Below are 26790 nucleotides of genomic sequence, written 5' to 3'. Positions count from 1 at the left end.
CCAGTATTTACTGGGCTAACACGTTTATTGAACGTTAAGTACTGTGATTCAGCAGTGCTTTAAGTTTACCTGGTTTTACTGGTTTACTCAGATAATGAATATTTTCAGCTTTGGTGGTTTGTTTTAGCTCAGTGTCACGCACTGCGGTAATTAAAATAGCCGGAATATCGCTTTGCCAAATCTCGCGTAGCGCTTTAATTAACGTAATGCCATCCCAATCATTACCTAATTGATAGTCCATTAAAATAACATCAGGTGCCCCCTGTTCTTTTGCATAAGTTAACACCGCGTCTACTTTATCGAATAGGGTGTAATTTGCTTGCCAGCGTTTCAATAAGCTGGCCATGGCTGCAAGGTTTTCAGGGTCGTCGTCAACGGCAATAATATTTATCGCGGCGCGGTTGTCGACTATATTTTGACTGGTTTGTTTTTGCTGTACTAATTGCGCATCACCATAAGGCACTTCAATACTAAATCGGCTGCCTTTATTGGGTAATGAAACTACATCAATCGGCAGGCTCAATAAATCAGCCATACGTTTAACGACCCCTAAACCTAAGCCAACGCCTTTATTATCGCCCGCTTCAATTCGGTAAAAGTCGTTAAATATTTTTGCTTGTTCAATATCGCTAATACCTGGGCCGGTATCCCATACTTCAATCCGTAAACTGTGTTTTCTGTTTCTGCAGGCAATTAACACACGGCCATTTTCGGTATATTTAATCGCATTTGACAGCAAGTTTTGTAGTATTCGACGCAAGTAAGTAATATCGCTGTGTACTATTTGTTTATTTGAACGTACTTTAAATGAAAGTCCTTTATCGCTCGATAAAATCGCATATTCGCTTTTAAGAGGATCTAAAATATCATCAATGCAAAAGTGACGAGGATTTGGGGTCATCGCCCCTTGCTCTAATTTTGCAATTTCAAGTAAGGCCGACATTAAATGCACGGTGGAATCGAGGCTATCACCTAACTTATTAAAGTTATTTTTATTGGTGCTATCTAACTGGGTTTCATCAATGGCGGCAAGGTATAAACGTGCCGCATTGAGTGGCTGTAAAATATCATGGCTGGCGAGTGCTAAAAAGCGAGTTTTACTATCATTTGCTTGCTCAGCTTCACGTTTAGCTAAAGTGAGTGCTTGCTCTGTTTGTACGCGACTATCGATTTGTGCTTGCAGGCTACTATTAATGGTTTGCACTTCTTGGGTGCGCGCTTCAATACGGTTTTCTAAGTCCATATTAATTTCTTCTAGCGCATTTTGCGTACTAATATGATTAGTAATATCAGAAAAACTCGTTACAAACCCCCCATCAGGCAGTGGGTTACCTATCATTTCGTACACTTGGCCATTTCGACGATGGCGAATAAAATGATGTGAACTGCCATTTTTTAAATGCTGAACCCGTTTATCAACATGGCGGTCAATTTCACCTGGGCCGCATTCACCGCGCTCTGCGTTATACCGTATTATTTCTTCAATAGGCTGGCCAACTTGTAAAAAGCCTTCAGGGTAGTTAAACATTTCGCTGTAGCGCTTATTCCAAGCAACGAGGTTAAGATCTTTATCTACCACAGAGAGTCCGTGGCTTAAGTTTTCTAGTGAGGTAAATAGTAAGTTCTGATTAAACTGCAGTGCTTGTGTGGTTTCATCAAAAAAGTTTACTACTTCTTCAAACGCCATTCGTTTGCCAGACGATACGGTGTGAATAAGTGCTTGCGCAGAGGAGGCACCTAATACGCCTGTCAGTGCGCGTTCGCAGTAGGCAATAAAGTCAGCGCGAGGGTGTGCGTTGTTGTCGTTTAAATCATGATGGAGTGCGTAATGCGATAAAATTTGTTGGCTACGTTGAATACCTAAAAAGGTTTGCAGTAAAATTTTAAAGTCATACACCGTGGCTTTTACGTTTTTATTTAAGCGACGAGATAAAATGGCCTGATCTTTAGGATTAACAAATGCCGCCGCTTGAATTTTATCAATTAAGCGCTCTTCAGCTCCTAGCGAAAAGCTAATGTAACAGCCAATATTAGCAAACAACGCGATTAAGGTGCCTCGAGTTATAAGTGTTTGTTGCAGCTCACTGTCTAGTGGGTTGGGGGCTTCTAAAATAGGCAGCATTAAAAACAGTACCCAACAAATGACCCCAGCGAGTAGCCCGGCATAAACACCATAAGCATGGCCTTTTCGCCAATATAAACCACCCACAATAGCAGGCAATAACTGCGACACCAGTGAGAAAGCCACTAATCCCATACTGGCCAGCGCGCTGCCATTACCAAACCATTGCTGATAGAAGTAGGCTAAAATAAGCACCCCGGCAATGGTAAATCGACGCACTAACAAAATGCGAGATTTGTAGCTGCTAGTGATTAAATTACGTTTAAATTTACGGCGTAACATTAAGGGCAGCACCACATCGTTGGAGATCATGGTACTTAGCGTAAGCGTGGCTACAACAATCATGGCCGTGGCAGCTGAAAGCCCACCTATAAATACAAAGGTGGTTAAAAAAGCGTTATCGTGCAGCATAGGCAGTGCCAGTACAAAGCTGTCTGGTGATAAGCTGCGGCCAATTTCTGGATGAATAGCAGCAGTGGCAATAGGTAAAATCATTGCTGCGGTCAATAACAAGTACAATGGAAAAGCCCAGCGAGCAGTGAATAAATGGCGCTTATCTTGGTTATCAACCACGGTTACATGAAATTGGCGTGGCAAACAAATAATAGCCGCTGCCGCCATCAGCGACTGACCTACAAAGTTAAAGCTAAAAAAGTCAAACTGTGCCCAATGCAGCCAAATGGACTCGGCGACTTGGCTAGACCTCTCTGCAGGTAAATTAAATAAGCTATATATTGCAAGCCCTGCTACAGCCCCTAGAGCAAACAACTTTATTAGCGACTCAAACGCAACTGCGAGCATTAAACCTGAGCGATACTCGGTTACATCAACTTTGCGCGTGCCAAAAAATATAGCAAATAGCGCCATCATTAACGTGGCCGATAACGCCAAAATATCCCCAGATATCTGATTACTGCTTTGCAAAAGTAAAAAGCTAGAACTGAGCGCTTTTAATTGCAGAGCAATATAAGGAATAGTGGCCAATAAGGCGATAATGGTCACCATGATGGCGGTGGTTTGGCGTTTACCGTAACGTGCTGAAATAAAGTCGGCAATGGTGGTAATATTTTGTTTTTTACTCACCAATACCAGTTTACGTAAAAAGCCTTGGCCGAAAAAAAACAGTAAGGCGGGCCCTAATAAAATAGGCAAAAAGCTCCAACTACTGGTAGCTGCGGTGCCTACCGAACCATAGTAAGTCCACGAAGTACAATAAATCCCCAATGCAAATGAATACACAAATGGGTGATGACTAATACGCTTGGCCAGTGGCGTGGTCTTATCGCCCCAATTTGCCAGCCAAAACAGCAGACCTATGTAGCCAAAGGCAACGATCAGTAGTACAGCCGTCATGTTTATTTAACCTCATAGAATATTTTTATAATTTGCCATAACTATACCCAAACTATCTCAAGATGCGAGCGTCAGTTGGAGTTTGAAGTAGTTTGCTTATTTACAATACCTAGTTGTGGATAAAGTAGGGGGTATACATTTTATTTATATTATCTATAAATAAAATAACATGCTGATTTATATGCTTTAATTTTTATTTGTCTATTTAGTTAGACTAATGTCTTATTCCCACGGTTTGTTTAAATTTGGCTAAAAACCTCAGTTATTAAAATTCATTAAGCTACTGAAACTAAAGTAGTTCATGGGTTGTTTATTAATCAATCGCTAGCAGTTTACGAAAACGTTAATATGTTGTTACGACTATTGTCGCAATTCAATATTTGAATTGCATTGCTAAATTGGTTAACGAATATAAAAAACCACCCATCACAATCTTGTGATGTTTAAAGGGGAAAATAAAAATGGCTTTTAAAAATGAAGAACAAGCAAAAGCTTATTGGGCAGAAAACATTTCATTACTGTTTAAATTATTAGCAGTATGGTTTGTAGTCTCTTTCGGCTTTGGCATATTACTGGTTGATGTACTTAACGAAGTACGTTTTTTTGGGTTTAAACTTGGCTTCTGGTTCGCCCAGCAAGGCGCGATTTATACCTTTGTGGCTTTGATTTTTGTGTACGTTTTCAAAATGAATACGTTAGATAAAAAATATGGCGTAGACGAATAGGAGCTAATCAATGGATGTTCAAATACTCACATTTATAATCGTCGGTTTAAGCTTTGCGCTTTATATCGGTATTGCAATTTGGGCTCGTGCTGGGTCAACAAATGAATTCTACGTTGCTGGTGGTGGTGTACCTCCACTTGCTAATGGTATGGCAACTGCTGCGGATTGGATGAGTGCTGCGTCATTTATTTCAATGGCGGGTATCATCTCGTTTGCGGGTTACGACGGAAGTGTTTACTTAATGGGGTGGACCGGTGGTTATGTACTACTGGCTATGTGTTTAGCGCCTTACTTACGTAAATTCGGCAAGTTTACCGTGCCAGACTTTATCGGTGACCGTTACTACTCACGTACTGCGCGTTTAGTGGCTATTTTATGTGCCATCTTTATTTGTTTTACTTACATTGCGGGTCAAATGCGTGGTGTTGGTGTGGTGTTCTCGCGTTTCTTAGAAGTTGAAATTGAAACCGGCGTTTACATCGGCATGATTATTGTTTTCTTTTATGCCGTACTTGGCGGTATGAAAGGTATTACTTACACGCAAGTTGCGCAGTACTGTGTACTAGTATTTGCTTATTTAGTACCGGCTATTTTCATCTCTATGATGGCAACCGGTCATTTCTTCCCACAAACAGGGTTTGGTGCCACGCTAAGTGATGGGTCAGGCATGTATGTATTGGATAAACTAGACGGTTTAAGCACCGAGCTTGGGTTTGGTCAGTACACTGAAGGCTCCAAGAGTATGATTGATGTATTTGCAATCACAGGTGCTCTTATGGTGGGTACAGCCGGTTTACCACACGTAATTGTTCGCTTTTTCACTGTACCTCGCGTTAAAGACACGCGTATTTCAGCGGCGTGGACACTGGTGTTTATTGCTATTGTATACACAACAGCACCTGCAGTAGCTTCGTTTGCCCGTGTAAACATGATTGATACAATTAATGGTAAAGACGGAAGTGGTACAGCGTATGCGGATGCGCCTACTTGGATCAAAAACTGGGAACGCACAGGCCTAATCACCTTTAATGATAAAAATGGTGACGGCAAAATGTTCTACACATCAGGTAAAATTACTGACCCTAATAGCGCAAACGAAGTAAATGTTGACCGCGATATTATGGTACTAGCGAATCCTGAAATAGCCGACTTACCAGCCTGGGTTATTGCACTCGTTGCAGCAGGTGGTATTGCCGCGGCACTATCTACTACAGCGGGCTTACTATTGGTAATTTCGACCTCAGTATCGCACGATTTACTTAAACGGACACTCAAACCGGATATAACCGACAAGCAAGAATTACTTGCAGCGAGGTTGGCAGCAATGATTGCTATTGTAATATCCGCCTACTTTGGGATTAACCCGCCAGGATTTGTGGCCTCGGTTGTTGCCTTTGCCTTCGGCTTAGCGGCGGCGAGCTTCTTCCCTGCAATTATTATGGGTATTTTCTCTAAATCAATGAATAAACATGGTGCAATTGCAGGCATGGTAACGGGTATTACCTTTACTGCGGCTTACATCATCTACTTCAAGTTTGTGAGCCCAGAGCTTAATAGCCCAGAAAATTGGTTCTTAGGTATTTCACCTGAAGGGATTGGTTTAGTAGGTATGATCATTAACTTTGCAGTAGCTGCAGGTGTTATGAAAATGACTCAACCGACACCAGTTGAAATTCAAGAAATGGTTGAAGGTATTCGTAATCCTAAAGGGTCTAGTGAAGCGCATGCTCACTAATCCATATATCTAATGATATAACGCATCAAAGCCCGACTTAAGTCGGGCTTTTTATTTGTTTAAATAATGACTACATTAAATAATCGCTATATTAAATAACCATATTTCAGGTTAAGTCGCTTTTTTATTGAGGATGATTTATGAGTAGTGAGCAACAGGAAGTCGCGCAGTTTATTAACAAGCAAGCACCATTTTCAATGTTACAGGACAGCGCCTGCAGTTATTTTGTTAACCATCTTGATAGTATTTATTTGACCCGAGAAAACCAAACGCAATGGCTTAACAGTGAACAGCCTAAATTGTTTTTAATTCGCTCTGGATTATACGATTTAGTGGATGCTCAAGGCGATACAGTAACGCGTTTAACTCAAGGTGATTACTTTGGTTACCCCTCGTTACTGACGGGAGATTCAATACAAAACAGTTTAGAAGTACAAAAAGAGGGCATAGTGTATATGCTCGACCAAACGCACTTTGATTATTTACGTCGAGAATATAAAGCATTCGAGCAATACTTTGTTCGTGCTCATGCTAATCGATTGCTGTCATCACATTATAAAAGCAATAACGACAGTTGGTCTGAGCGTAAAATATCAGAGATCATGACTCGCAAAGCGATTACGCTGCCCCCCGATGCCAGCATCCGCCATAGTGCTAAAAAAATGCAAGAACACGGGGTTTCATCAATGATGATCACCGAAAATTCGCACCTTGTTGGTGTGGTTACTGATCGTGATTTACGTAACCGAGTGCTTGCTGATGAAGTGGACCCTGCGCAAGCTATCAATAGTATTATGACCAATAAGCCTAAGTTTATATTTGAAAATAATCGCGTATTTTCAGCACTGCATTTAATGCTTAAGCATAATATTCATCATTTACCTGTGCTTGATGAAAATCATAAACCGCTAGGAATGATCACCAGTACAGACTTACTACGCCAGCAAAAAAGCGACCCAGTGCAGCTCATTGGTCGTATTTACAAGGCCCATAATGTGGCTGATTTAAAACGTTACGCGAAAGAAATTCCTGAGTTATTAAAAGGGTTTTCAAATAATATTGATGACATTTCGCTGATCGGAAAGTTACTCAGCGGTTTAACCGATGCGTTGACCTCGCGACTCATTTTTTTATTTCAACAACACCATGGCGCCGCGCCTACCAGTTTTAGTTTTATTTGTTTTGGCTCTCAAGCGCGCGAAGAGCAAACACTGCATTCAGATCAAGATAATGGCTTGTTATTACCTGATGGTTTAAATGATGAGCAGCACGCATATTTTAAACAGATGGGCGAATTTGTATGTGAAAACTTAGTTGAGTGCGGCATTCGTCGTTGCCCCGGTAACATAATGGCTAGCAGTGATGCGTGTCGAATGAGTGTTAGTGATTGGCGGGCGAAGTTTTTAAAGTGGATCACCAGTCCCACACCCCAAGCAATGTTAAACTGTAAAATCTTTTTCGATCTGCGTTTTATTGAAGGCTCAACCACACTCTATAGCCAGTTTTGTGAAGAGTTGACCCATATTTCTCGCAACGATCTTTTTTATGCGGCAATGGCCAGCGATGTTAACGCTAATAGTGCGCCGATTGGTTTATTTAATAACTTTAAAACCGAAAAAACAGAACAACACCACAAGTACATCGATCTTAAAAAGCGCGGGGTGGTGATCATTAACGATCTAGCGCGACTTTATGCATTAAAAGTAGGCATTCGCCGTGCTAACACCCAAGAGCGATTGGATGCCTTATTAAAGTATTCATTGTTAAGCAAAGAAGATATTTATAATTTAAAAGATTGTTGGCGATTTGTAACTCAGCTTCGGCTGCGCACGCAAATAAACGAAGAAGGGTTACCCAGTAATTGTATTAACCCAGACAAACTCAATTCGTTAGAACGTCATCAGCTTAAAGAAGCGTTTTACTTAGTAAAGCAAGCGCAGCAAGGTGCGGCGTTTAAATTTGCGCGTGGGAGTTTGTAACAATAATGGTTAAGCAGCTTATTACGCGGTACTTAAAGCGTCGCCACTTGCTTGCGCAAAGTGCTCTAAAGCAACGTTACTTAGTGATTGATTTAGAATTAACAGGGCTTGATCCTAAACAACATGAAATTGTTTCGGTTGCTTGGGTACTGATTGATAATCAATGTATTAAAAACAGTCAGTCGCAGCATATCGTTAATAAAGAGGTTAAAAGTCTAGAGCAAAGCCCTGTTTTTCATGGCATTAGTACTGACTCGGTGGCACAAGGGCAAAGCCTACAGAGTATTTTAATGTCTCTAAGCGCTCACTTTAGTGACTGCATTTTAGTATTTCATAATGCCATGCTCGACTGGGGCTTTTTAAAGTTAGCACTAAAAAATGCAGGGATCACCCAGCGGCCTAAGCTGATCATCGATACCTTACAAATAGAAAAAAAGCGCTTACTGCAACACGCAAGCGATATAAAATTAGATGATTTAACCTTAAATGAATGCCGTAATCGCTACGATTTACCAAGCTATCATTGTCATCACGCGCTTACCGATGCACAAGCCACTGCCGAATTGTTATTAGCCCAATGCCACCAAATAGGCGCCGGTAAAGAACTTAAAGTAGGCGATCTAACGTAGGTTCTGAAGAGCGAAGCGAAACCCAACTTTAAAGTAGGCACAATGGCTTAGTTTTATTCAGTTTACTTTTCTTCTTGTTTGTATAATTATGGGAACGCATGTTTAATTAAAAATTCAAGGAACGAATATGAAACTTATCATCGCTATTTTTATTACCTTATTCCCTCTTATTGCTTTTGCTAATTCAGGCGTGCCAGCTAATCGTCATATTTCTGTGCATGGCACAGCTGAGGTATTAGTTGAGCCAGATATGGCTCAAATTATATTTGAAGTAAAAAGCATTGAAGATACATTACTTGAGGCTAAACGTGACCTTGATGGCCGGATTAGTTTGTTACTCGAAGAACTAGACAAATACGCTTTTGGGCAAGGTGATGTTCATATATCGGGTTTAAAAAGTAAGGTATACACTAGGGTTGATACAGAATCTGGGATTGCTTCAGGGGATAAGTATTTAGCACTGAAAACAGTTAAAGTAACATTAAAAGATATTAAAAAAGTCGATGAGTTTATTGATTTTACTCAACGCTTACAAATAGACAATATCAAAAAAATTAATGGTTTATCCTCCAAGGCCACGCAGTTAGAGGCAGAGGCGACACAATTAGCAATCGATAACGCAAAAGCGAAGGGAAATAAGCTCGCTCAGTCTTTTGGTGCTGAACTTGGCAACGTTTATAGTATTAGTGCAAATTCCAGTAGCTCAGATTACGACGCGAGCGGTGTTAAGCACATTATTTTATCTAGCCACAGAAATAGCATGGCTGCTAGAAATAACGAGAGCCCATTTACGCAGCAGCAAAATTTAGGTGCAACAATAAGCGTTAAAGCATCTATAAACGTGGTGTTTGATTTAAAACTAAAATAGCAAATACCGCAAATACCTATTAGCCGAGCTAAAAGTAAAAGCGCATTGCGTGTTGATTCTGACGTTAATTTAAAGTTTCTAATGCTTGGCTCTTATAATCACAGGCAAGGTCGATTACAATACCGCCATCTAAAAGGCGACGCTGCCTTTCTCTGTACGTAACTAGAGTGGATTTTATATTTCATGGCAATCAAACTTGCAATTAATGGTTTTGGTCGTATTGGTCGAAATATTGTCCGCGCACTATACGAATCAGGCTTAAGCGACGAGATTAAAATTGTTGCGATTAACGAATTAGCCGACCCTGAAGCTATTGCCCATTTATTAAAATACGACACCTCTCATGGTCGCTTTACCTTCCCAGTTAAACTAGGTGAAGACACTATCAGCGTTGCTGATGATACCATTGCATTATTTTGTGAAGAAAACCCAGTTGAATTACCATGGCAAACGCTAGATGTTGACGTGGTACTTGAATGTACAGGCGTGTACCACTCACGTGAGCACGCGCAGTTACATATTGCCGCAGGCGCTAAAAAAGTGTTGTTTTCCCATCCTGCTGATAATGATGTAGATGCGACCATTGTGTATGGCATAAACGACGATGAGCTGAAAAACGAGCATACTATTGTCTCTAATGGTTCGTGTACCACCAACTGCGTTGTTCCTGTTATTAAAGTACTCGATGATGCCTTTGGTATTGAATCTGGCGCCATTACAACGATTCATGCGTCAATGAACGATCAGCAAGTGATTGATGCGTATCACCATGATTTACGCCGAACTCGTGCCGCTAGCCAATCTATTATTCCGGTAGACACAAAATTAGCCCGTGGTATCGACCGTATTTTACCTAAATTTAAAGGTCGTTTTGAGGCCATTGCCGTTCGTGTACCGACCATTAATGTGACTGCCATGGATTTAAGTGTCACGGTAAATACCGATGTTGATTTAAACGCGGTTAATAGTGCGCTTAAAGCACAAGCTAAAGACAGGCTTGAAGGTATTTTAAGTTACACCGAAGAGCCGCTGGTATCGGTTGATTTTAACCATGATCCCCATTCTTGTATTATTGATGGCACACAGACACGTGTTAGTCATAAACGGCTGATAAAATTACTAGTTTGGTGTGATAACGAGTGGGGGTTTGCGAATCGCATGCTTGATACCGCTCGTGCTATGATGGCATTTAAGTAATATTTAAAACGTATTTATTGGTTTAGTATCGTTAACTAAGGAGATGTTCATGTCGGTCATAAAAATGGCAGATTTAGATTTAAACGGCAAGCGTGTATTAATTCGTGAAGATTTAAATGTACCCGTTAAAGCAGGTAAAGTGACGTCAGACGCACGTATTCGTGCAGCACTACCTACTATCAAACTTGCGTTAGAAAAAGGCGCGAAAGTGATGGTTATGTCACACCTAGGCCGTCCTACGGAAGGGCAATACGAAGACGAGTTTTCATTAGCACCCGTTGTTGATTACTTAAATGATGCACTTGAGCAAACTGTTCGCCTAGAAAAAGATTACTTAAACGGCGTTGATGTTGCAGATAACGAAGTGGTTGTTTTTGAAAACGTGCGTTTTAATAAAGGCGAGAAAAAAGACGACGAAGCCTTATCAAAGCAATTAGCTGCATTATGTGACGTTTACGTAATGGATGCCTTTGGTACTGCGCATCGCGCTCAAGCGTCAACCCATGGTGTGGGTTTGTTTGCTGATGTCGCGTGTGCCGGTCCATTATTATCGGCTGAACTAGAAGCATTAGGTAAAGCACTTGATAACCCCGCTCGTCCGTTAGTGGCAATTGTGGGTGGCTCTAAAGTATCCACTAAATTAACGGTACTTGATTCATTGTCTAAAATTGTTGATCAGCTGGTTACCGGTGGTGGTATTGCCAATACCTTTATTGCTGCTGCTGGCCATCCTGTAGGTAAGTCACTTTATGAAGCTGATTTAATGGATGAAGCAAATCGTTTATGCGCTGCGGCGAAAGCTAACGATGGCGAAATACCGGTACCCACAGACGTTGTTGTAGGTAATGAGTTTTCAGAGTCAGCTGTAGCAACACTTAAAGATGTAAGTGAAGTCACCAGCGACGATATGATTTTTGATATTGGCCCCGATACCGCAAATCAACTTGCAAAAATTATTGCTAATGCGGGCACGGTTGTATGGAATGGCCCAGTGGGTGTGTTTGAGTTTGATCAATTTGGTAATGGTACACGTGCCATTGCAAAAGCGATTGCTGATTCGAACGCATTTTCTATTGCAGGCGGTGGTGACACCCTAGCGGCAATTGATAAGTACGGCATTAGTGATAAAGTATCGTATATTTCTACAGGTGGTGGTGCGTTCTTAGAGTTTTTAGAAGGCAAAAAATTACCTGCAGTTGCAATGCTAGAATCACGCGCTAAATAATACCTTTGGGTATTAGCTAGCCGTAAAGCAGATGTGCTTATCCCACATCTGCTACAATTAACGAGTAAATACCTCTCACTTTTATTTAGTCGTTAATAATATGAATTTTAGGCCATTTGCCTTTTAATTCATGGCGCAGTGATTGCGCCAAACTAACAAATCCGTTCAAACTAGGTAGTAAAATAACTACCGATAAATTGGAGAATACCCAATGGCTTTAATCAGTATGCGACAACTTCTTGATCATGCCGCAGAGCATGGTTACGGTGTACCCGCGTTTAATGTAAATAACCAAGAGCAAATGCGTGCAATTATGGAAGCGGCTGATAAAACAAACAGCCCTGTTATTGTGCAAGGTTCTGCGGGCGCACGTGCGTATGCCGGTGCACCTTTTATTCGTCATATGATTTTAGCGGCAGTTGAAGAATGGCCACATATTCCAGTGGTTATGCATCAGGATCACGGTACATCACCGGGTGTATGTCAGCGTTCAATTCAGCTAGGATTTTCATCAGTAATGATGGATGGCTCATTAATGAGCGATGGTAAAACACCTTCAAGCTATGATTACAACGTTGATGTAACACGTAAAACAGTTGAAATGGCGCATGCGTGTGGCGTATCTGTAGAGGGTGAGCTAGGTGTATTAGGTTCACTTGAAACTGGTGAAGCGGGTGAAGAAGATGGTGTTGGTGCTGAGGGTAAACTTACCACTGAGCAAATGCTAACAAATCCAGAAGAAGCGGCAGACTTTGTAAATAAAACCCATGTTGATGCGCTGGCTATTGCTTGTGGTACATCACACGGTGCCTACAAATTTACTCGTCCACCAACCGACGACATTTTAGCAATTGATCGTATTAAAGAAATTCATGCGCGTATACCAAACACGCATTTAGTAATGCATGGTTCGTCTTCAGTACCACAAGAGTGGTTAGAGGTGATCAACCAATACGGTGGTGAGATCCCAGAAACTTACGGCGTGCCAGTTGAGCAAATTGTTGAAGGTATTAAATACGGTGTGCGTAAAGTAAACATTGATACTGACTTACGTTTAGCGTCTACCGGTGCAATCCGTCGTCATTTAGCAATGAACCCGTCTAACTTCGACCCACGTAAGTTCTTAGCCGCTGCAACGCAAGCAATGACTGACATTTGTATTGCCCGTTACGAAGCGTTTGGTACTGCAGGTCAAGCAAGTAAAATTAAGCCAATTTCATTGGATGAAATGCACCTTAAATACTTAAGCGGTGAGCTAAACCCAAAAATAAAATAGTGAGCCAATAATAGCGATACTCTCGCACTCATTATAAAAGCCAGTTGCCTATGCACTGGCTTTTTTGATCTGTGGGGGATCAGTATTTTACCTAGTTATTAATTTGGGATCACTCGATTACTAACTGGTCATATCTGGGATCATTACTTTACTAACTAAAGCGCTAAAATGGGCATGTTTTACTCATTTAGGCATCGTAAAGCGCAATGATAGAATGAAAATTATACAAAAAATCATTGGTTTAGCTTTAGTAGTGGGTAAAATAGTGATCCGTAAAGGGATCTGCTTGATAAAACTCTGATCCTGATATTTAAGATCTTAATAAAGCTGATCTAAATAGTGTCGTGGCACAGTCAGCTTTTATGATCAGACTAAAAATATAGCTGTTAAAACTCGTCGCTTAGTAATTTGATGATCTCATAAATAATATTAAAACTACGCGCAATTATTAAGCGATTAACACCTCAAACCGCTTTATTATTTACAGCTTATGATGATACAAAGATGACATATTTAATTTTTTGTCACTATTTTGTGTTTTTTTTACGCTCATTTTGATTTCCACGTTACACTTTAATAAAAATGTCATACTTAGTCATAATAATGAAACCTACTCAATAGCCTAAGAGATAAATTGGAATGTCACGTAAAGTATTAGTCGTTGATGACGAAGCACCTATCAGGGAAATGTTGGTTTTTGTTTTAGAACAAAATGGGTTTCAAGCCATTGAGGCAGAAGATTATGATTCTGCAATATCTGCAATGGTTGAACCTTATCCAGATATGGTGTTACTTGATTGGATGCTACCTGGCGGTAGTGGAATTCAAATCGCTAAAAAATTCAAACAAAATGAACACACACGCCAAATTCCTATCATTATGCTGACAGCCCGCGGCGAAGAAGAAGATAAAATACGCGGTTTAGAGGTCGGTGCTGATGATTACGTTACTAAGCCGTTTTCACCTAAAGAGTTAATGGCGCGTATTAAAGCAGTTATTCGTCGTGTTGCTCCTACCTCACTTGAAGAGGCCATTGAAGTACATGGTTTGCGTTTAGATCCTATTTCGCATCGTGTGACATCAGGTGGCAGTGAGCTTGATATGGGACCAACGGAATTTCGACTGTTACACTTTTTTATGACCCATCCAGAGCGTGTATATAGCCGAGAGCAATTACTTGATCATGTATGGGGTACTAACGTCTATGTTGAAGATAGAACTGTAGATGTTCATATTCGTCGCCTGCGTAAAGCAATTGCAACCCTTGGACACGACCGCTTAGTACAAACAGTTCGCGGTGCTGGTTATCGCTTTTCGAGTAAATTATAAGTTTACTTCGTAAGTCACAATCTATTAACCTAGCACAGTCAAACTTCTGCTAGCGTTTATAAGGTAAAGAGCGTGTATGTATCGAGTTATTAACAAGCAGGCGTTAACCAAACGGCTGTTTGTCTATTTTATACCTTTGCTTTTAATTGGGGTGCTTATTGGTGCCCCATTTTTGATGTTGTTTTTGGGCGCTTTTTCGCTACTTATGTGGCATTACCATCAGCTTTATCGCTTAAGTGACTGGCTGCATAATCAACGCAGCTTTAACCCGCCTGAAGGGGAAGGGTCGTGGGAGCAAGTATTTGAAGGTATTTATCAGCTGCAACACCGCAATCGTAAAAAGCGTAATGAGTTGGCAGAACTGATACGGCGTTTTCGCGACGGCGCTGAGGCCGTACCTGATGCCGTTGTTGTACTACAAAACGATTTATCAATTGTGTGGTGTAATCAGCTTGCACTCAAAGTGCTAGGGTTACAGTGGCCGGTTGATCATGGTCAGCGCTTAGATAACTTAATTCGCGATCCTAAATTTGCTAAATATATGCGCCGTAAAGAGTTTAGCGATGCATTGGAGCTTGAAAGTGGCCACAGTGTTGAGCAAGTTCTTGAATTTAGGGTGATGCCCTATGCCAATACACAGTTGTTGGTAGTGGTACGCGATGTCACTCGCTTAAAGCAACTTGAGCAAATGCGTAAAGACTTTGTAGCAAACGTCTCTCATGAGCTCAGAACACCTTTAACGGTTGTTACCGGCTACCTTGAAATGCTCGATAGTGATTCACTGCCCCCGCCTGCAATGTGGAATAAAGCACAAACTACTATGCTAGAGCAATGCAAGCGTATGGATAGCTTAGTCAATCAGTTGTTGTCGTTATCGCGCATCGAAGGAGCAAAGCAACACAGTAATGACAAAGCGGTGAATGTGCCACGATTATTAAAGTTAATTGAAACAGAAGCGAAATCTATTAATCAAGACAAAGGCCATCAACTTACTTTTAATATTGATACATCACTTGATATTACCGGTGCTGAGGATGAACTTAGAAGTGCATTTTCAAATTTAGTATTTAATGCCATTCATTATACTAAACCAGGCGGTAAAATAGAGGTGCTTTGGCAGCGCAACAACCAACAAGCATGTTTTAGTGTTACCGATAATGGTGATGGTATTGCACCTGAACATATTAACCGCTTAACTGAGCGTTTTTATCGAGTAGATAAAGCCAGAAGTCGTACTACAGGTGGCTCTGGACTTGGTTTGGCAATTACTAAACATGTACTTACTCGCCATGGTAGTCAATTAAAAATCCACAGTGAACTGGGTAAAGGTTCCTGTTTTTCTTTCGCATTCTCAAGCGATAGACTTATCGCAATTGCGCCATCAGTGGCGTAATTAGAGTGGTCATAAAAGTGTCATTTAAGAGTCACACCATTGTCATGTACTCACTTTAGAGTGAACCGCAGTTAGGAAATGGGACGAACAAACTGGAGAACCCCAAAATGAAATTTAAAAACTTAGTTGCCGCAATGGGTGTGGCTGTTACAACATTTGTATCTGCACAAGCGGTTGCATTAGAAGACGGTATTCCTGAGTATCAAAAAATTAGCGGTGTATCAGGTAACTTTTCATCGGTAGGGTCTGACACATTAGCCAACATGATGACCTTTTGGGCTGAAGAATATAAACGTATTTACCCAAATGTAAATATTCAAATTCAAGCGGCAGGTTCGTCTACTGCGCCACCAGCACTAACTGAAGGTACGGCTAACTTAGGTCCAATGAGCCGTGCAATGAAGTCAAAAGAGATTGAAGCATTTGAAAAGCGTCATGGCTACAAACCAACACAAGTGCGTGTAGCAATTGATGCGTTGGCCGTATTTGTACACAAAGATAACCCAATCGAAGGACTACGCATTGATCAAATCGATGCTATTTTCTCATCAACTCGTAAATGTGGTGCACCAGAGCAAGTAAATCGCTGGAGTGATGTTGGTCTAGAAGGTGATTGGGCTGCAAAAGACGTGCAATTATACGGACGTAACTCAGTATCAGGTACTTACGGTTACTTTAAAAAGAAAGCGTTATGTAAAGGCGATTTTCGTAATAACGTGAACGAGCAACCGGGTTCAGCTTCTGTTGTACAATCAATTTCAGCGTCATTAAATGCGATTGGTTACTCTGGTATTGGTTATAAAACATCGGGTGTACGTACTGTTCCGTTATCGAAAAAAGGCACTAACTTTGTTGATGCCACGCTTGAAAACGTAGCGCAAGGTAAATACCCACTGTCACGTTTCTTATATGTTTATGTAAATAAACACCCAAATAAGCCACTTGGCCCAGTTGAAGCTGAGTTCTTAAAGATGGTACTTTCTCAAGAAGGTCAAAAAATTGTAGAAAAAGATGGGTATGTACCTCTTTCTGCAAAGTTAGTTGAATTAGAACTGAAAAAGCTAGGCTTGAAATAAGCAACTGAAGCAATTAATAAAAAACCGCTCATTGAGCGGTTTTTTTGTTTTACAATTTATGCCGACGATTGCTATTAGTCAGCTTTACCTAAGTTTTCAGCTTGTACTTTGCATTGATTGTACGCCTCAATACACTTTGATGAGCAAACTTGCGATTTAAGACTATCGGTCGTTGTTTGCTGCTCGCAGCTGGTTTCACATTGATAACTTTGTTGAGCACATTGATTAAGTGCCGGATTACCCGCCTGGCTCTGACAGCCAGCGAGAACTGCAAACGAAAAAGCCACACAGCTAGTTTTTATAAAAGTTTTCATGCTTGTCCTTAAAGTGTAGCTACCAAGATTAAACTTCAACTTGTAGGTTGTCGATTAATCTAACACTACCTAAAAAGGCGGCAGCTAAAATTACAAATCGTGTATCTTCGAGTGTAGCAGCTTTTAATGTATCTCGTTGAGCTATCGAAAAATAATCTGGTTTTAGACCTGCGTTTTCTAATGCACTCTTCGCTTCATTTTCAAGTGTGGCAAAGTCTTTATTACCGCTTTTAAGTTGCTGAGCACAGTGTTTTAAGGTGTTAAATAAAGCGGGAGCGGTGTGTTTTTCATCAGCTGATAAATACCCATTACGCGAGCTCATAGCGAGGCCGCTAACTTCACGCATGGTAGGTACGCCAATAATTTCTACTGGTATTGATAAATCAGTGGCCATGGTTTTAACCACTTGTAGCTGCTGAAAATCTTTTTCACCAAAACAAGCGTAATCAGGCTGTACTAAATTAAATAGCTTAGTAACAACAGTCGCTACGCCTTTAAAGTGACCTGGGCGTGAACCGCCACAATATCCCATTGAAATACCAGGTACATCAACAAAGCTTTGTGCACCTAACCCATTAGGGTAAATAGTTTCTACACTGGGAATAAACAAAATATCTGTTTCAAGATCGGCTAAACCTTGTTTATCAGCATCCAAGGTGCGCGGGTAACTGTCTAAATCTTCGTTAGCGCCAAATTGCATTGGGTTAACAAAAATACTGACGACGACTTTATCGGCCAGTGTTTTTGCTTTTTCTACCAGTGAAAAATGACCACGATGCAAATTGCCCATAGTAGGTACAAATGCGACGCTTAAACCGGCTTGGCGCCAGGCTCTAATTTGACTGCGTAATGATTTAATTTCAGTGATTGACTGCATTATTTAAACTCGTGTTCAGCGCTTGGGAATACGCCGCTTTTGACATCGTTACAATACTTTTTAACCGCAGCAGGCATATTGCCTGTTTCGAGTAAAAAGTTTTTTGAAAATTTAGGAATGTAACCTGCAGAAATACCCACTAAATCGTGCATAACCAAAATTTGGCCATCGGTTACATTACCGGCACCAATCCCGATTGTAGGAATACTCAATGACTCAGTAACGCGTTTTGCTAAGGCACTTGGAATACATTCAAGCACCAGTAGTTGTGCGCCTGCCGCTTCTAATGCTTTTGCATCGGCAATAATTTTTTGTGCTTGAGCTTCTTCACGGCCTTGGATTTTAAAACCACCGAATACATGCACTGATTGCGGTGTAAGCCCCAAATGGCCACATACCGGGATACCTTGTTGGGTGAGTGATTTAATGCTGTCATGCAGCCATTCACCGCCTTCAAGTTTGACCATATTAGCACCCGCGCGCATCAGCTCTGCAGCATTTTTACACGCATCATTTGGGTTTGCGTAGGTCATAAATGGTAAATCAGCAATAACAAATAAATCACGGCTTCCTGCGCGCACACAGCGAGTATGGTAGGCAATTTCTTGGTTTGTAACCGCTAAGGTATCATCGCCACCTTGTAATACCATACCCAAAGAATCACCAACTAAAACAACATCAACGCCGTTATCATGAAATAACTTAGCAAAACTAGCATCGTAAGCTGTTAACGCAGTGATTTTATTACTTTCAGCCTTCATTTTATTCAAAGTTGAAACGGTTATTTTAGACATAATATTCTCGCAGACAATGGCCTTAATTAATTACCGTGGTAATTGTTGTAAGTCGTTAAGCGGTAAAGTATTTGCTATCTGTTGGATAGATGCGCCGCTAGGTAAAATCAGTTCCGGTGCAATTTCTTGCAATGGGTAAACAACAAATTCTCGCTCAGTTAACCCGTAATGAGGTACGGTTAAACGTTCGGTATTTAAAATGTGTTCACCAAATAATAAAATATCAATATCCAGTGTGCGTGCGCCCCAGCGCTCAGCCTTTCTAACTCGACCATGTTCCAGCTCTATGGCTTGGGTTAAATCAAGTAGTTGCTCTGGCTCAAGTGAAGTGTTGATACAGGCGACTGCATTCACATAATCAGGTTGATCTTGTGGTCCCATAGGCTTGCTCGCATAATAATGCGAGCAGGCTATAAATTCGCTGTTTGGCAAGCTTTTAAGTGCAATAACAGCGTTATCAAGTTGTTTTTTAGGGTTGTTGAGGTTTGCACCTAACCCCAAATAGACACGTTGCATTATTTACTCAGCTGGCTTTTTAGTAGTACGACGACGAGGTCGCTTACGTGGCTTTGGGCCACCTTGATGACCAAGTTCTCGCACCATTTCTTTTTGGCCATTAATATCTTGGTCTAAGTACTGTGTCCACCACTGTGCCAGCTCTGTATGCTCAGTTTCACCAGCATCAACACGCAATAGTAAAAAATCATAAGCGGCTTTAAAGCGTGGCTGCTGTGTTAAGCGGTAGGCACGTTGGCCAGCACGTTTATCTAAGCGCTGTTGAATATGCCAAATATCACGAGCACCTAACGTAAAGCGTTTTGGCACGGCAATGTGTTGGGCATTCTCACTCAGTACTTTATTAATTGCCTGAGCAAATGCATCGTATTCAGATAGTTGCTCTTGGCGTCTAATTTTTTCAGTACGTTCAATTAGCGGGAACCACAGTAAAGCTGCAAATACGAATGCAGGAGTGACTTTTTTATCTGCATTAATACGGATATCAGTGTTGGCAAACATTTGCTTTATGAAGGTTTCTTCAAGTCCGCCTGGGTTTTTATCTAAAATGCGGTCTAGCTCAGGAAATAACGACTTAAATAAACCATACTGACGCAGCATGATAAAGTTTTGCTGTGCTTTGCCATTTAAAAATAGCTTGAGTATTTCTTCAAATAACCGCGCTGGCGGAATATTATCAAGCAAGCTTGCTAATTCGGTAATCGGCTTTTCGCTTGCTGGCGCTATTTGCATATCTAACTTGGTAGCAAAGCGCACTGCGCGAAGCATACGTACCGGATCTTCACGGTAGCGTGTTTCAGGATCACCAATCAACTCAATTTGTTTTGCTTTGATAGCGGCTAAGCCATTGGCGTAATCGTAAACACAAAAATCATTAATTGAGTAGTACAAAGCGTTGATTGAAAAATCACGGCGTTCTGCATCTTCTTCAATGCTACCAAATACGTTATCCCGAAGAAGTTGCCCGTGTTCACTTGACTGACTAATTTGATTTTTATCTTCTTGTGCTTCGTGATGGCCGCGCATTGTTGCCACTTCAATAATCTCACGGCCAAAAACAATGTGCGCTAAACGAAAGCGGCGACCAATTAAGCGACAGTTACGAAACAGTTTTTTTACTTGCTCAGGGGTGGCATTGGTTACAACATCAAAATCTTTAGGTTGTTGACCTAACAATACATCGCGAATGCAACCACCAACTAAGTAAGCATCATAGCCACCATCTTTTAGGCGGTAGAGTACTTTGATTGCATTTGGGCTAAATTGTTTGCGAGAAATACCATGCTCACCTCTAGGGATCACTAACGGCTCACTGCTGATTGCGACATTTTCGTTATTGGCACTTGGGCCGATAATTTGTCGACAAAATTGAAAAAGCTTGGAAATAATAGTCTGTCTCCTAGAGAAGCGGTTGATTTGCTCGCCATTGCAATCAAAATCACAGCAAGTATTCGCTTAAAGCGTTATTTTTACCGTTTAATGTAATTAGCATATATTTAGGCGGCTATCATATACCAGCAAGGTAAAAAAATTAAGTTGCAGCACTGAAATTAAGCCATTTTTAACGATTTTATTTGAATTAATTACACGTAATACGTAATGGGAGGTTAAATCTGTATTTCGCGCTTAGCAGGAACAAGGCTTAGATTAAAATGTGCCACGCCCCAAGCGAGTAATTGTTCGCAGGTTAAATCCATTAATTGCTCATGTATTGGCAGGCCTAAAAATTTAAATACAGCTATTAAAGTAGGTTTTGGATTTTGTTTGCAAATTGCAGGGGCATAATTTTGCTTAGAGAGTTTAAATCCTGGTTTTGCTACCGCTAAAGGTAAATGAGCAAATTCTGGAATAGGGCAATTAAGTTGTTTAAATAAACTGATTTGACGCGCAGTCGGCTCAATTAAATCAGCGCCTCGTACAATACGATTAATCCCTTGCTCAATGTCATCAATAACCACCACCAGTTGATAGGCAAATAAACCGTCGCTGCGTTTTATAATGTAATCTTCATGAGCGAGGGCAGGATCAACGTCAATATGCCCTTGAATAAGGTCGTTATAATCAACAGTTGCATGGCATTGGCTTAAGCGCAGGGCATGCCCCTGTTCATTTAGTTGACTGTGTTTACACTGCCCTTGATAAATGCCGCCGAGGGCTTTTATTTGCTTACGGGAGCATTGGCAGGCATACACAAGCTGTTGCTGTGATAAAGAGTGCACGGCATCTTGGTAGATAGTAAGACGCTGTGTTTGGTACACAACGTTTTCATCCCAATTGAGGTTGTAGGCGTCTAAGGTATTTAGGATATCGGTGGCGGCGCCTTTTACAACGCGAGTGGTGTCTATGTCTTCGATGCGAACTAACCACTTTCCTTGGTTTGCTTTTGCATCTAGGTAGCTACCTACAGCCGCCACAAGTGAGCCAAAATGTAACGGTCCGGAAGGGGACGGTGCAAATCGGCCGCGATAGTTAGGTACTTGCGCAGTAACGGCTGTAGAAGACATGGCTATACTTAATTAGCCGCGTCCAGATTGCTTTTCTTTGATTTCAGCAAGTGTTTTACAGTCTACACATAAATCAGCAGTAGGGCGCGCTTCTAAGCGGCGAATGCCAATTTCAATGCCACAAGACTCACAAAAGCCAAATTCGTCTTCTTTAATTAATATAATTGTTTTTTCAATTTTCTTAATCAACTTACGTTCGCGGTCACGAGTACGAAGCTCTAATGAGAACTCTTCTTCTTGTGCTGCGCGGTCAACGGGATCAGGAAAGTTAGCTGCTTCGTCTTGCATGTGTGATTTTGTACGATCAACTTCGTTACGTAAATCATTACGCCAAGTTTCTAAAATTGTTTTAAAATGAGCACGTTGTGCATCATTCATGTACTCTTCACCCGGTTTTTCTTGGTATGGTTCTAAACCGGCTTGAGCCAATAAACCATGTCTTTTTTGGTCTGGCATAACTCTCTCCTAAATCCTTAATTTAATGCCTCAGCATTAGCCGGCGGTATAAATAACAGAAACTCATACCCTAGGCAAATTTATTTTTAAATAATCGAATTAGCTTAACCCTGTTTGGTGATATAAAAGTAGTAAAAGCACTACTTATACTTTCTTATCACAGTATTGGTTTATAAACTGGCGTAGTTATATGGGCAATAACAATAAAAACAACTTATTTTTACTTTTTGGTTAAGTATTTTTTGGGCGTGGCGAAATACCAACGCTTAAATGCGCTCTTTTTACTCAACAAACTCCACTTTCTCAACTAAAGTTACCTCACTGGCAGAAATATGGGCTTTATAAGCTAATACTTCTACGCCTTGCTCAATCGCTTCGCTTAGTAATTGTGCATAGGTTGAATCTATATGCGCCGCCGCACTCACTTGTGTGATCCCTTGATGCAGCACCGCAAATAGTAATATCGCACGATGCCCTTGTTTTACCATTTCGATTAATTCACGAATATGCTTTTGCCCACGAACTGTTTGCGCATCTGGGAAGTAACCTTGGCCGCTTTGTGGATGCTCTTCACTCAGCAGCGTGACTGATTTAACTTCAACATAACAATTGGCTTTACTGCTGTGGGTAAGTAAAAAGTCGATGCGACTGTTTTCACTGCCATATTTCACTTCACTTTGGACTTGCTGATAGCCTGTCAGCTCTTTAATTACTTCAGCATTAATCGCTTCTTCAACTACTTTATTAGCAGCGGCTGTATTTACACAAATAAGCTGTGATAAGTTATTTTGCGTCAGCTCTAATGACTGTGGGTACTTTCGTTTGGTATTACTGCTGGTGGAATAAAAGGCATTAAAACCGGCATCGGCGCAGCCCGTCATTTTCCCCGTATTAGCACAGTGAGCGGTAAAAGTGCTGCCATCACTGAGCTCTAAATCAGCTAAAAAGCGTTTGTAACGTTTTAATAACGTAGCAGATTGTAATGGCGGGGTGTACTTCATTAATGACTTCCTTATATAACCAGAATTCAGGTTAGGTAAAATAAGACTTTGCGGACTATTTGAGGTTATTTACCGCAAGCTGTTGGGAACTTAGGCGCGCTATAGTAAACTCAACCATACATTTAAGTGCAAGGATATTCTAACATGAGTGAAAAATTTGTTGTTCAATTAAGCGAGCAGTCGGCACCAGGACACTGGGGCGAAAGTGCGTCACTATCTTTTAACGAACACGGCGCAACGGTTCATTTATCTGAGCAAGAAACATTAAAAAACGTGCAAAAAGCAGGTCGTACTATTGCAAGCCAAGGTATTAAAAGTGTTGTGCTTGAAGGCGATGTTTGGTGTACAGAGAGCCAATGGGCATTTTACCAAGGCTTTGTATCACCAAAAGTACTGCACGGTGTTGAGTTTGTTGATAATGCACAATCTGATTTAAAAGAACTTGCTGATTTAAAAGCTTCAGCAACGTGGGCACGTGAAATGGTTAACGGCACCGCCGATGACATTTACCCAGAGAGCCTAGCAGAAAAAGCGGCTGAATTTATTCAATCACTGGCACCAGAGCATGTTAGCTACCAAATAATAAAAGGCGATGCGCTATTAGAGCAGCAATGGATTGGTATTCATGCTGTAGGTCGTGGTAGTGAACGCCCACCTGTATTACTTGAGCTTGATTACAACCCAACTGGCGATGATAACGCACCAGTAAGCGCAGCACTTGTAGGTAAAGGTATTACATTTGACTCAGGTGGTTACTCAATTAAATCTAGCGAAGGCATGTTAGGCATGAAGTGCGACATGGGTGGAGCGGCAACGGTAACTGCAGGTTTAGCGCTGGCTATTAATCGTGGCGTAGAAAAGCGTATTAAGCTGTTTTTATGTTGTGCAGAGAACTTAATTTCCGGCCATGCATACAAACTAGGTGACATTCTTACCTACAAAAATGGCACAAGCGTTGAAATTGTAAACACAGATGCTGAAGGCCGTTTAGTATTAGCTGATGGCCTAATGGCGGCAGGTGAGACTGGCGCACCACTTATTATTGACGCAGCAACATTAACTGGCGCAGCCCTTGTTGCCGTTGGTCAAGAATACAACGCGTTATTTGCCCTTGATAAAGAGTTAGTGCGTGAAGTAGAAGACTTTGCATCACAAGAAATGGAAGCCGCTTGGCCATTACCGCTTGAAAAGTGGCATCAACAAAACTGTCCATCACCGTATGCAGATACAGCAAACAGCCGTGCACAAAAAGGCGGTGGTTATGGTGGTGCTTCAAATGCAGCAGGTTTCTTATCTCGCTTTGTGCCAAACGATGGCAAAGGTTGGGTACACATTGATTTAGCGGCTGCATTTAATATGGGTGGTGGCACTAGTCAGTGGGCTTCAGGTGCAACTACCCAAGGTATGCGTACAGTCGCGCGCACCTTGCTTGAAAAGGCCTAATCAATTCAGATTAAGCAATTAGTTAAAAAATAGGTACCTTAAGGTGCCTATTTTTTTATCCGCCATACAAGCAATTTTGTTTTATTTACGGTAAAATCCTTCGCCAATACGTGTTTGGGCATCTATTTCATTTAAACCTCGCTCAAATATTATACATACCACTGGGATCCTTACTATGTCAGAAAAGTGCTATATCACGGCTCAACAATTACTTGAAGATTCATTCCGCGTAGCGGCACAAGTGTATAAAGATGGCTTTCGTCCAGATTTTATTATTGGTATATGGCGCGGTGGTGCTCCAATTGGGATTGCAGTTCAAGAATATTATGATTACAAAGGTATAGAAACCGATCATATTGCGGTGCGTACGTCGTCTTATTACGGTATTGGCAAGCAATCAAAAGAAATCAAAGTACATGGTTTACACTACATTGTTGAAAACGCGAATGCGGGTGATTCATTGTTAATTGTGGATGATGTGTTTGACTCAGGTCGTAGCATTGTAGCGTTAAAAGAGAAGCTTTCTGAGCTAATGCGTTTAAACTTACCACGTGATATTCGTATTGCTTGCCCATACTACAAGCCAAAAAATTCAAAAGTTGATACAGTGCCTGATTACTACATTCATGAATCTGAAGAATGGTTAGTATTCCCGCATGAATTATCAGGGTTAACGCCGGATGAAATTATTGAAGGTAAATCTGATTTAGCTAAAATCCACGATATTTTACTTGAAAAATAAACGTGATTTTGTTCAATAAAAAAGGCCTTAATGGCCTTTTTTATTGTCTTTAAAGCTGTGCAAAGCTGTCTACATATTCACTGAGTTTAGGAATATCGACAGCTTGCAGCCCTTGGGTGCTTCGTTGCACTAGGTTTTTTTCAACCAACTCACTCACTACTCGTCGGTATGCACGCTCAGTGGTTGCAAAGCGTTCTGCTTCGGCGTTTACTGTAGGGTAGGCGCGCAATAAAGTGGGGTTGTTATTTTCTGCACGTAATAAGCAGTCTTTAGCAATGTTGTAGCTTAAGGGAAGTAACAGTTTATCTAAGTTAATCTTTTGATTTTCTTGGAACTTAGCAGCAATTGTTTGCGCTGTGTATAAGCTCAACTCTGGTTTATCGAGCAATAATGAACGCCAATGCTTTAGCTCTATAAGATTGTACGTCACATCACTGAAGCAGGTTACCGTATAAATACACGGGTTATTATTCAGTGCTTCAATTTCGCCAATCAAGGTGTTGTTGCAGTCGAGCTGACCAAGTAGCAGGCGTCGGCCATTCCCCACATCGTAACTAAACGATACAGTACCACTTCGCACCAATACCAACTTAGTGAGTGGTTGGTCTTGCTGTATTAATATTTCTTTTTTTGATTGCTGATAACTACTGCCGGCAAATGTCAGCAGCTGTTCAACAAGGTAACTGGAAAAATGGTATTGAAACATCAATCATGCTCTTCGGACAATTGTCCTATTTATTACACCTTAATGACGATAGCATTAAGATTAAGAATTTACGCTAACTTGCCCACGTTGTTATTTATTTAATGGCGTTAAATGGCCTTCATTCTACCGTGTAATGATTAAAAAATTGTGGGTAAAACCAGCATATTTTAAGGTTTTATTGGTAAGTTAGCTTTTTTATTTAAACTGCTGTTCAGCATATTTTAATAATGTACTAAAGTTTAGCTGGTAATATTAACCTAAAGCCTAGGAGAGAACAATTGAGTTGGGAATATTTAGGTTATTTAGCATCCGCTTTATTAGTTATATCCTTGACCATGACCGATGTAACCAAACTACGTTGGTTTAATTTACTGGGCTGTATTGCGTTTACTTTTTACGGTGCAGCAATCGGTTCTGTACCGGTGGCATTTACTAATGGCTTATTAGCTCTGGTCAATATTTATCACATTATTAAGTTATATCGTCAGTCTAAAGCTGATACAAAAAAGGGTTAACTTTTAAGTTAACCC

Annotated in this window: 24 protein-coding genes; 14 read left to right on the top strand and 10 right to left on the bottom strand. The window is 40.9% G+C overall.

The window, feature by feature from the left end; translation table 11 throughout:
- Nucleotides 1-34: 34 nt before the first annotated feature.
- Nucleotides 35-3475: a PAS-domain containing protein gene (locus BW139_RS01215; protein WP_076918382.1), complete on the bottom strand. Its 3441-nt coding sequence runs from the start codon at nucleotides 3473-3475 to the stop codon at nucleotides 35-37.
- Between the two features lie 461 nt (nucleotides 3476-3936).
- Between BW139_RS01215 and BW139_RS01210 the strand changes: the two genes are divergently transcribed.
- The 11 genes from BW139_RS01210 (at nucleotide 3937) to BW139_RS01160 (ending at nucleotide 16907) form a co-directional block, all read left to right on the top strand.
- The gene (locus tag BW139_RS01210; protein ID WP_008464847.1) at nucleotides 3937-4200 is read left to right on the top strand and encodes a DUF4212 domain-containing protein; all 264 of its coding nucleotides are present in this window, start codon (nucleotides 3937-3939) and stop codon (nucleotides 4198-4200) included.
- A 10-nt stretch (nucleotides 4201-4210) separates the two neighbouring features.
- A complete protein-coding gene (locus BW139_RS01205) occupies nucleotides 4211-5935 on the top strand; it encodes a sodium:solute symporter family protein (RefSeq protein WP_076918381.1) in 1725 nt (574 codons plus the stop codon).
- 140 nt (nucleotides 5936-6075) lie between these two features.
- Complete coding sequence (locus BW139_RS01200) at nucleotides 6076-7914, top strand: DUF294 nucleotidyltransferase-like domain-containing protein (RefSeq protein ID WP_076918380.1); 1839 nt, start codon at nucleotides 6076-6078, stop codon at nucleotides 7912-7914.
- A gap of 5 nt (nucleotides 7915-7919) precedes the next feature.
- Complete coding sequence (locus tag BW139_RS01195) at nucleotides 7920-8543, top strand: 3'-5' exonuclease (RefSeq protein ID WP_076918379.1); 624 nt, start codon at nucleotides 7920-7922, stop codon at nucleotides 8541-8543.
- 127 nt (nucleotides 8544-8670) lie between these two features.
- Nucleotides 8671-9411, top strand: a complete 741-nt coding sequence (locus BW139_RS01190; RefSeq protein ID WP_076918378.1) for an SIMPL domain-containing protein — start codon at nucleotides 8671-8673, stop codon at nucleotides 9409-9411.
- A gap of 183 nt (nucleotides 9412-9594) precedes the next feature.
- The gene (gene epd / locus BW139_RS01185) at nucleotides 9595-10608 is read left to right on the top strand and encodes an erythrose-4-phosphate dehydrogenase (RefSeq protein WP_008111201.1); all 1014 of its coding nucleotides are present in this window, start codon (nucleotides 9595-9597) and stop codon (nucleotides 10606-10608) included.
- A 49-nt stretch (nucleotides 10609-10657) separates the two neighbouring features.
- On the top strand, nucleotides 10658-11833 hold the full coding sequence (locus BW139_RS01180) for a phosphoglycerate kinase (protein ID WP_008111199.1): 1176 nt from the start codon (nucleotides 10658-10660) through the stop codon (nucleotides 11831-11833).
- Between the two features lie 211 nt (nucleotides 11834-12044).
- A complete protein-coding gene (fba, locus tag BW139_RS01175) occupies nucleotides 12045-13109 on the top strand; it encodes a class II fructose-bisphosphate aldolase (RefSeq protein WP_008111197.1) in 1065 nt (354 codons plus the stop codon).
- A gap of 639 nt (nucleotides 13110-13748) precedes the next feature.
- Entirely contained in the window at nucleotides 13749-14438 is a 690-nt protein-coding gene (gene phoB, locus BW139_RS01170; protein ID WP_008111196.1) for a phosphate regulon transcriptional regulator PhoB, read from the top strand.
- Between the two features lie 76 nt (nucleotides 14439-14514).
- A complete protein-coding gene (gene phoR, locus BW139_RS01165) occupies nucleotides 14515-15831 on the top strand; it encodes a phosphate regulon sensor histidine kinase PhoR (protein ID WP_008111193.1) in 1317 nt (438 codons plus the stop codon).
- A gap of 107 nt (nucleotides 15832-15938) precedes the next feature.
- On the top strand, nucleotides 15939-16907 hold the full coding sequence (locus BW139_RS01160; RefSeq protein ID WP_008111191.1) for a PstS family phosphate ABC transporter substrate-binding protein: 969 nt from the start codon (nucleotides 15939-15941) through the stop codon (nucleotides 16905-16907).
- A gap of 74 nt (nucleotides 16908-16981) precedes the next feature.
- Here the strand turns inward: BW139_RS01160 and BW139_RS01155 are convergent, their stop codons facing one another.
- The 8 genes from BW139_RS01155 to sfsA all read right to left on the bottom strand — a co-directional run bounded on the left by BW139_RS01155 (nucleotide 16982) and on the right by sfsA (nucleotide 23369).
- Complete coding sequence (locus BW139_RS01155; RefSeq protein WP_008111185.1) at nucleotides 16982-17221, bottom strand: hypothetical protein; 240 nt, start codon at nucleotides 17219-17221, stop codon at nucleotides 16982-16984.
- Between the two features lie 28 nt (nucleotides 17222-17249).
- Entirely contained in the window at nucleotides 17250-18098 is an 849-nt protein-coding gene (gene panC, locus BW139_RS01150; protein WP_008111183.1) for a pantoate--beta-alanine ligase, read from the bottom strand.
- The gene (panB, locus tag BW139_RS01145; RefSeq protein ID WP_008111181.1) at nucleotides 18098-18892 is read right to left on the bottom strand and encodes a 3-methyl-2-oxobutanoate hydroxymethyltransferase; all 795 of its coding nucleotides are present in this window, start codon (nucleotides 18890-18892) and stop codon (nucleotides 18098-18100) included. The genes panC and panB overlap by 1 nt, the downstream gene beginning before the upstream one ends.
- A 30-nt stretch (nucleotides 18893-18922) precedes the next feature.
- Entirely contained in the window at nucleotides 18923-19408 is a 486-nt protein-coding gene (gene folK / locus BW139_RS01140) for a 2-amino-4-hydroxy-6-hydroxymethyldihydropteridine diphosphokinase (RefSeq protein WP_076918377.1), read from the bottom strand.
- Between the two features lie 3 nt (nucleotides 19409-19411).
- Nucleotides 19412-20710, bottom strand: a complete 1299-nt coding sequence (gene pcnB / locus BW139_RS01135; protein WP_076918376.1) for a polynucleotide adenylyltransferase PcnB — start codon at nucleotides 20708-20710, stop codon at nucleotides 19412-19414.
- 305 nt (nucleotides 20711-21015) lie between these two features.
- On the bottom strand, nucleotides 21016-21912 hold the full coding sequence (gene gluQRS, locus BW139_RS01130) for a tRNA glutamyl-Q(34) synthetase GluQRS (RefSeq protein ID WP_076918375.1): 897 nt from the start codon (nucleotides 21910-21912) through the stop codon (nucleotides 21016-21018).
- Between the two features lie 12 nt (nucleotides 21913-21924).
- Complete coding sequence (dksA, locus tag BW139_RS01125; RefSeq protein ID WP_008111170.1) at nucleotides 21925-22368, bottom strand: RNA polymerase-binding protein DksA; 444 nt, start codon at nucleotides 22366-22368, stop codon at nucleotides 21925-21927.
- A gap of 281 nt (nucleotides 22369-22649) precedes the next feature.
- Complete coding sequence (gene sfsA, locus BW139_RS01120) at nucleotides 22650-23369, bottom strand: DNA/RNA nuclease SfsA (protein ID WP_076918374.1); 720 nt, start codon at nucleotides 23367-23369, stop codon at nucleotides 22650-22652.
- 144 nt (nucleotides 23370-23513) lie between these two features.
- Between sfsA and pepB the strand changes: the two genes are divergently transcribed.
- Both pepB and BW139_RS01110 read left to right on the top strand, forming a co-directional pair.
- Nucleotides 23514-24812, top strand: coding sequence for an aminopeptidase PepB (gene pepB, locus BW139_RS01115; RefSeq protein ID WP_054201839.1), 1299 nt, complete (start codon nucleotides 23514-23516; stop codon nucleotides 24810-24812).
- A gap of 175 nt (nucleotides 24813-24987) precedes the next feature.
- Nucleotides 24988-25554: a phosphoribosyltransferase gene (locus tag BW139_RS01110; protein WP_008111161.1), complete on the top strand. Its 567-nt coding sequence runs from the start codon at nucleotides 24988-24990 to the stop codon at nucleotides 25552-25554.
- Nucleotides 25555-25603: 49 nt separating this feature from the next.
- On the opposite strand, the gene BW139_RS01105 is transcribed toward BW139_RS01110, so the two are convergent.
- Nucleotides 25604-26260 (bottom strand): Crp/Fnr family transcriptional regulator, encoded by a 657-nt coding sequence (locus tag BW139_RS01105; RefSeq protein ID WP_076918373.1) that lies wholly within the window; start codon nucleotides 26258-26260, stop codon nucleotides 25604-25606.
- A 278-nt stretch (nucleotides 26261-26538) separates the two neighbouring features.
- Here BW139_RS01105 and BW139_RS01100 point away from each other — a divergent pair, with 278 nt between their 5' ends.
- Nucleotides 26539-26775, top strand: a complete 237-nt coding sequence (locus BW139_RS01100; protein WP_076918372.1) for a YgjV family protein — start codon at nucleotides 26539-26541, stop codon at nucleotides 26773-26775.
- The last annotated feature ends 15 nt before the right edge of the window (nucleotides 26776-26790 follow it).

Origin of the sequence: Pseudoalteromonas sp. SK18, from assembly GCF_001974855.1 — a bacterium.
Taxonomy (GTDB): domain Bacteria; phylum Pseudomonadota; class Gammaproteobacteria; order Enterobacterales; family Alteromonadaceae; genus Pseudoalteromonas.
The sequence above is the reverse complement of the archived record's forward strand: the minus strand, read 5'-3'. Positions and strand labels throughout refer to the sequence as shown.

Excerpts from the sequence above, each read along its gene's own strand:
- BW139_RS01190 (WP_076918378.1), top strand. The coding sequence starts at position 8,671 with ATGAAACTTATCATCGCTATTTTTATTACCTTATTCCCTCTTATTGCT.
- BW139_RS01215 (WP_076918382.1), bottom strand. The coding sequence starts at position 3,475 with ATGACGGCTGTACTACTGATCGTTGCCTTTGGCTACATAGGTCTGCTG.
- BW139_RS01110 (WP_008111161.1), top strand. The coding sequence starts at position 24,988 with ATGTCAGAAAAGTGCTATATCACGGCTCAACAATTACTTGAAGATTCA.
- folK (WP_076918377.1), bottom strand. The coding sequence starts at position 19,408 with ATGCAACGTGTCTATTTGGGGTTAGGTGCAAACCTCAACAACCCTAAA.
- BW139_RS01200 (WP_076918380.1), top strand. The coding sequence starts at position 6,076 with ATGAGTAGTGAGCAACAGGAAGTCGCGCAGTTTATTAACAAGCAAGCA.
- BW139_RS01205 (WP_076918381.1), top strand. The coding sequence starts at position 4,211 with ATGGATGTTCAAATACTCACATTTATAATCGTCGGTTTAAGCTTTGCG.
- phoR (WP_008111193.1), top strand. The coding sequence starts at position 14,515 with ATGTATCGAGTTATTAACAAGCAGGCGTTAACCAAACGGCTGTTTGTC.
- BW139_RS01180 (WP_008111199.1), top strand. The coding sequence starts at position 10,658 with ATGTCGGTCATAAAAATGGCAGATTTAGATTTAAACGGCAAGCGTGTA.
- panC (WP_008111183.1), bottom strand. The coding sequence starts at position 18,098 with ATGCAGTCAATCACTGAAATTAAATCATTACGCAGTCAAATTAGAGCC.
- fba (WP_008111197.1), top strand. The coding sequence starts at position 12,045 with ATGGCTTTAATCAGTATGCGACAACTTCTTGATCATGCCGCAGAGCAT.
- pepB (WP_054201839.1), top strand. The coding sequence starts at position 23,514 with ATGAGTGAAAAATTTGTTGTTCAATTAAGCGAGCAGTCGGCACCAGGA.
- panB (WP_008111181.1), bottom strand. The coding sequence starts at position 18,892 with ATGTCTAAAATAACCGTTTCAACTTTGAATAAAATGAAGGCTGAAAGT.
- phoB (WP_008111196.1), top strand. The coding sequence starts at position 13,749 with ATGTCACGTAAAGTATTAGTCGTTGATGACGAAGCACCTATCAGGGAA.
- dksA (WP_008111170.1), bottom strand. The coding sequence starts at position 22,368 with ATGCCAGACCAAAAAAGACATGGTTTATTGGCTCAAGCCGGTTTAGAA.
- sfsA (WP_076918374.1), bottom strand. The coding sequence starts at position 23,369 with ATGAAGTACACCCCGCCATTACAATCTGCTACGTTATTAAAACGTTAC.
- gluQRS (WP_076918375.1), bottom strand. The coding sequence starts at position 21,912 with ATGTCTTCTACAGCCGTTACTGCGCAAGTACCTAACTATCGCGGCCGA.
- epd (WP_008111201.1), top strand. The coding sequence starts at position 9,595 with ATGGCAATCAAACTTGCAATTAATGGTTTTGGTCGTATTGGTCGAAAT.
- BW139_RS01210 (WP_008464847.1), top strand. The coding sequence starts at position 3,937 with ATGGCTTTTAAAAATGAAGAACAAGCAAAAGCTTATTGGGCAGAAAAC.
- BW139_RS01105 (WP_076918373.1), bottom strand. The coding sequence starts at position 26,260 with ATGTTTCAATACCATTTTTCCAGTTACCTTGTTGAACAGCTGCTGACA.
- BW139_RS01155 (WP_008111185.1), bottom strand. The coding sequence starts at position 17,221 with ATGAAAACTTTTATAAAAACTAGCTGTGTGGCTTTTTCGTTTGCAGTT.
- BW139_RS01195 (WP_076918379.1), top strand. The coding sequence starts at position 7,920 with ATGGTTAAGCAGCTTATTACGCGGTACTTAAAGCGTCGCCACTTGCTT.
- BW139_RS01160 (WP_008111191.1), top strand. The coding sequence starts at position 15,939 with ATGAAATTTAAAAACTTAGTTGCCGCAATGGGTGTGGCTGTTACAACA.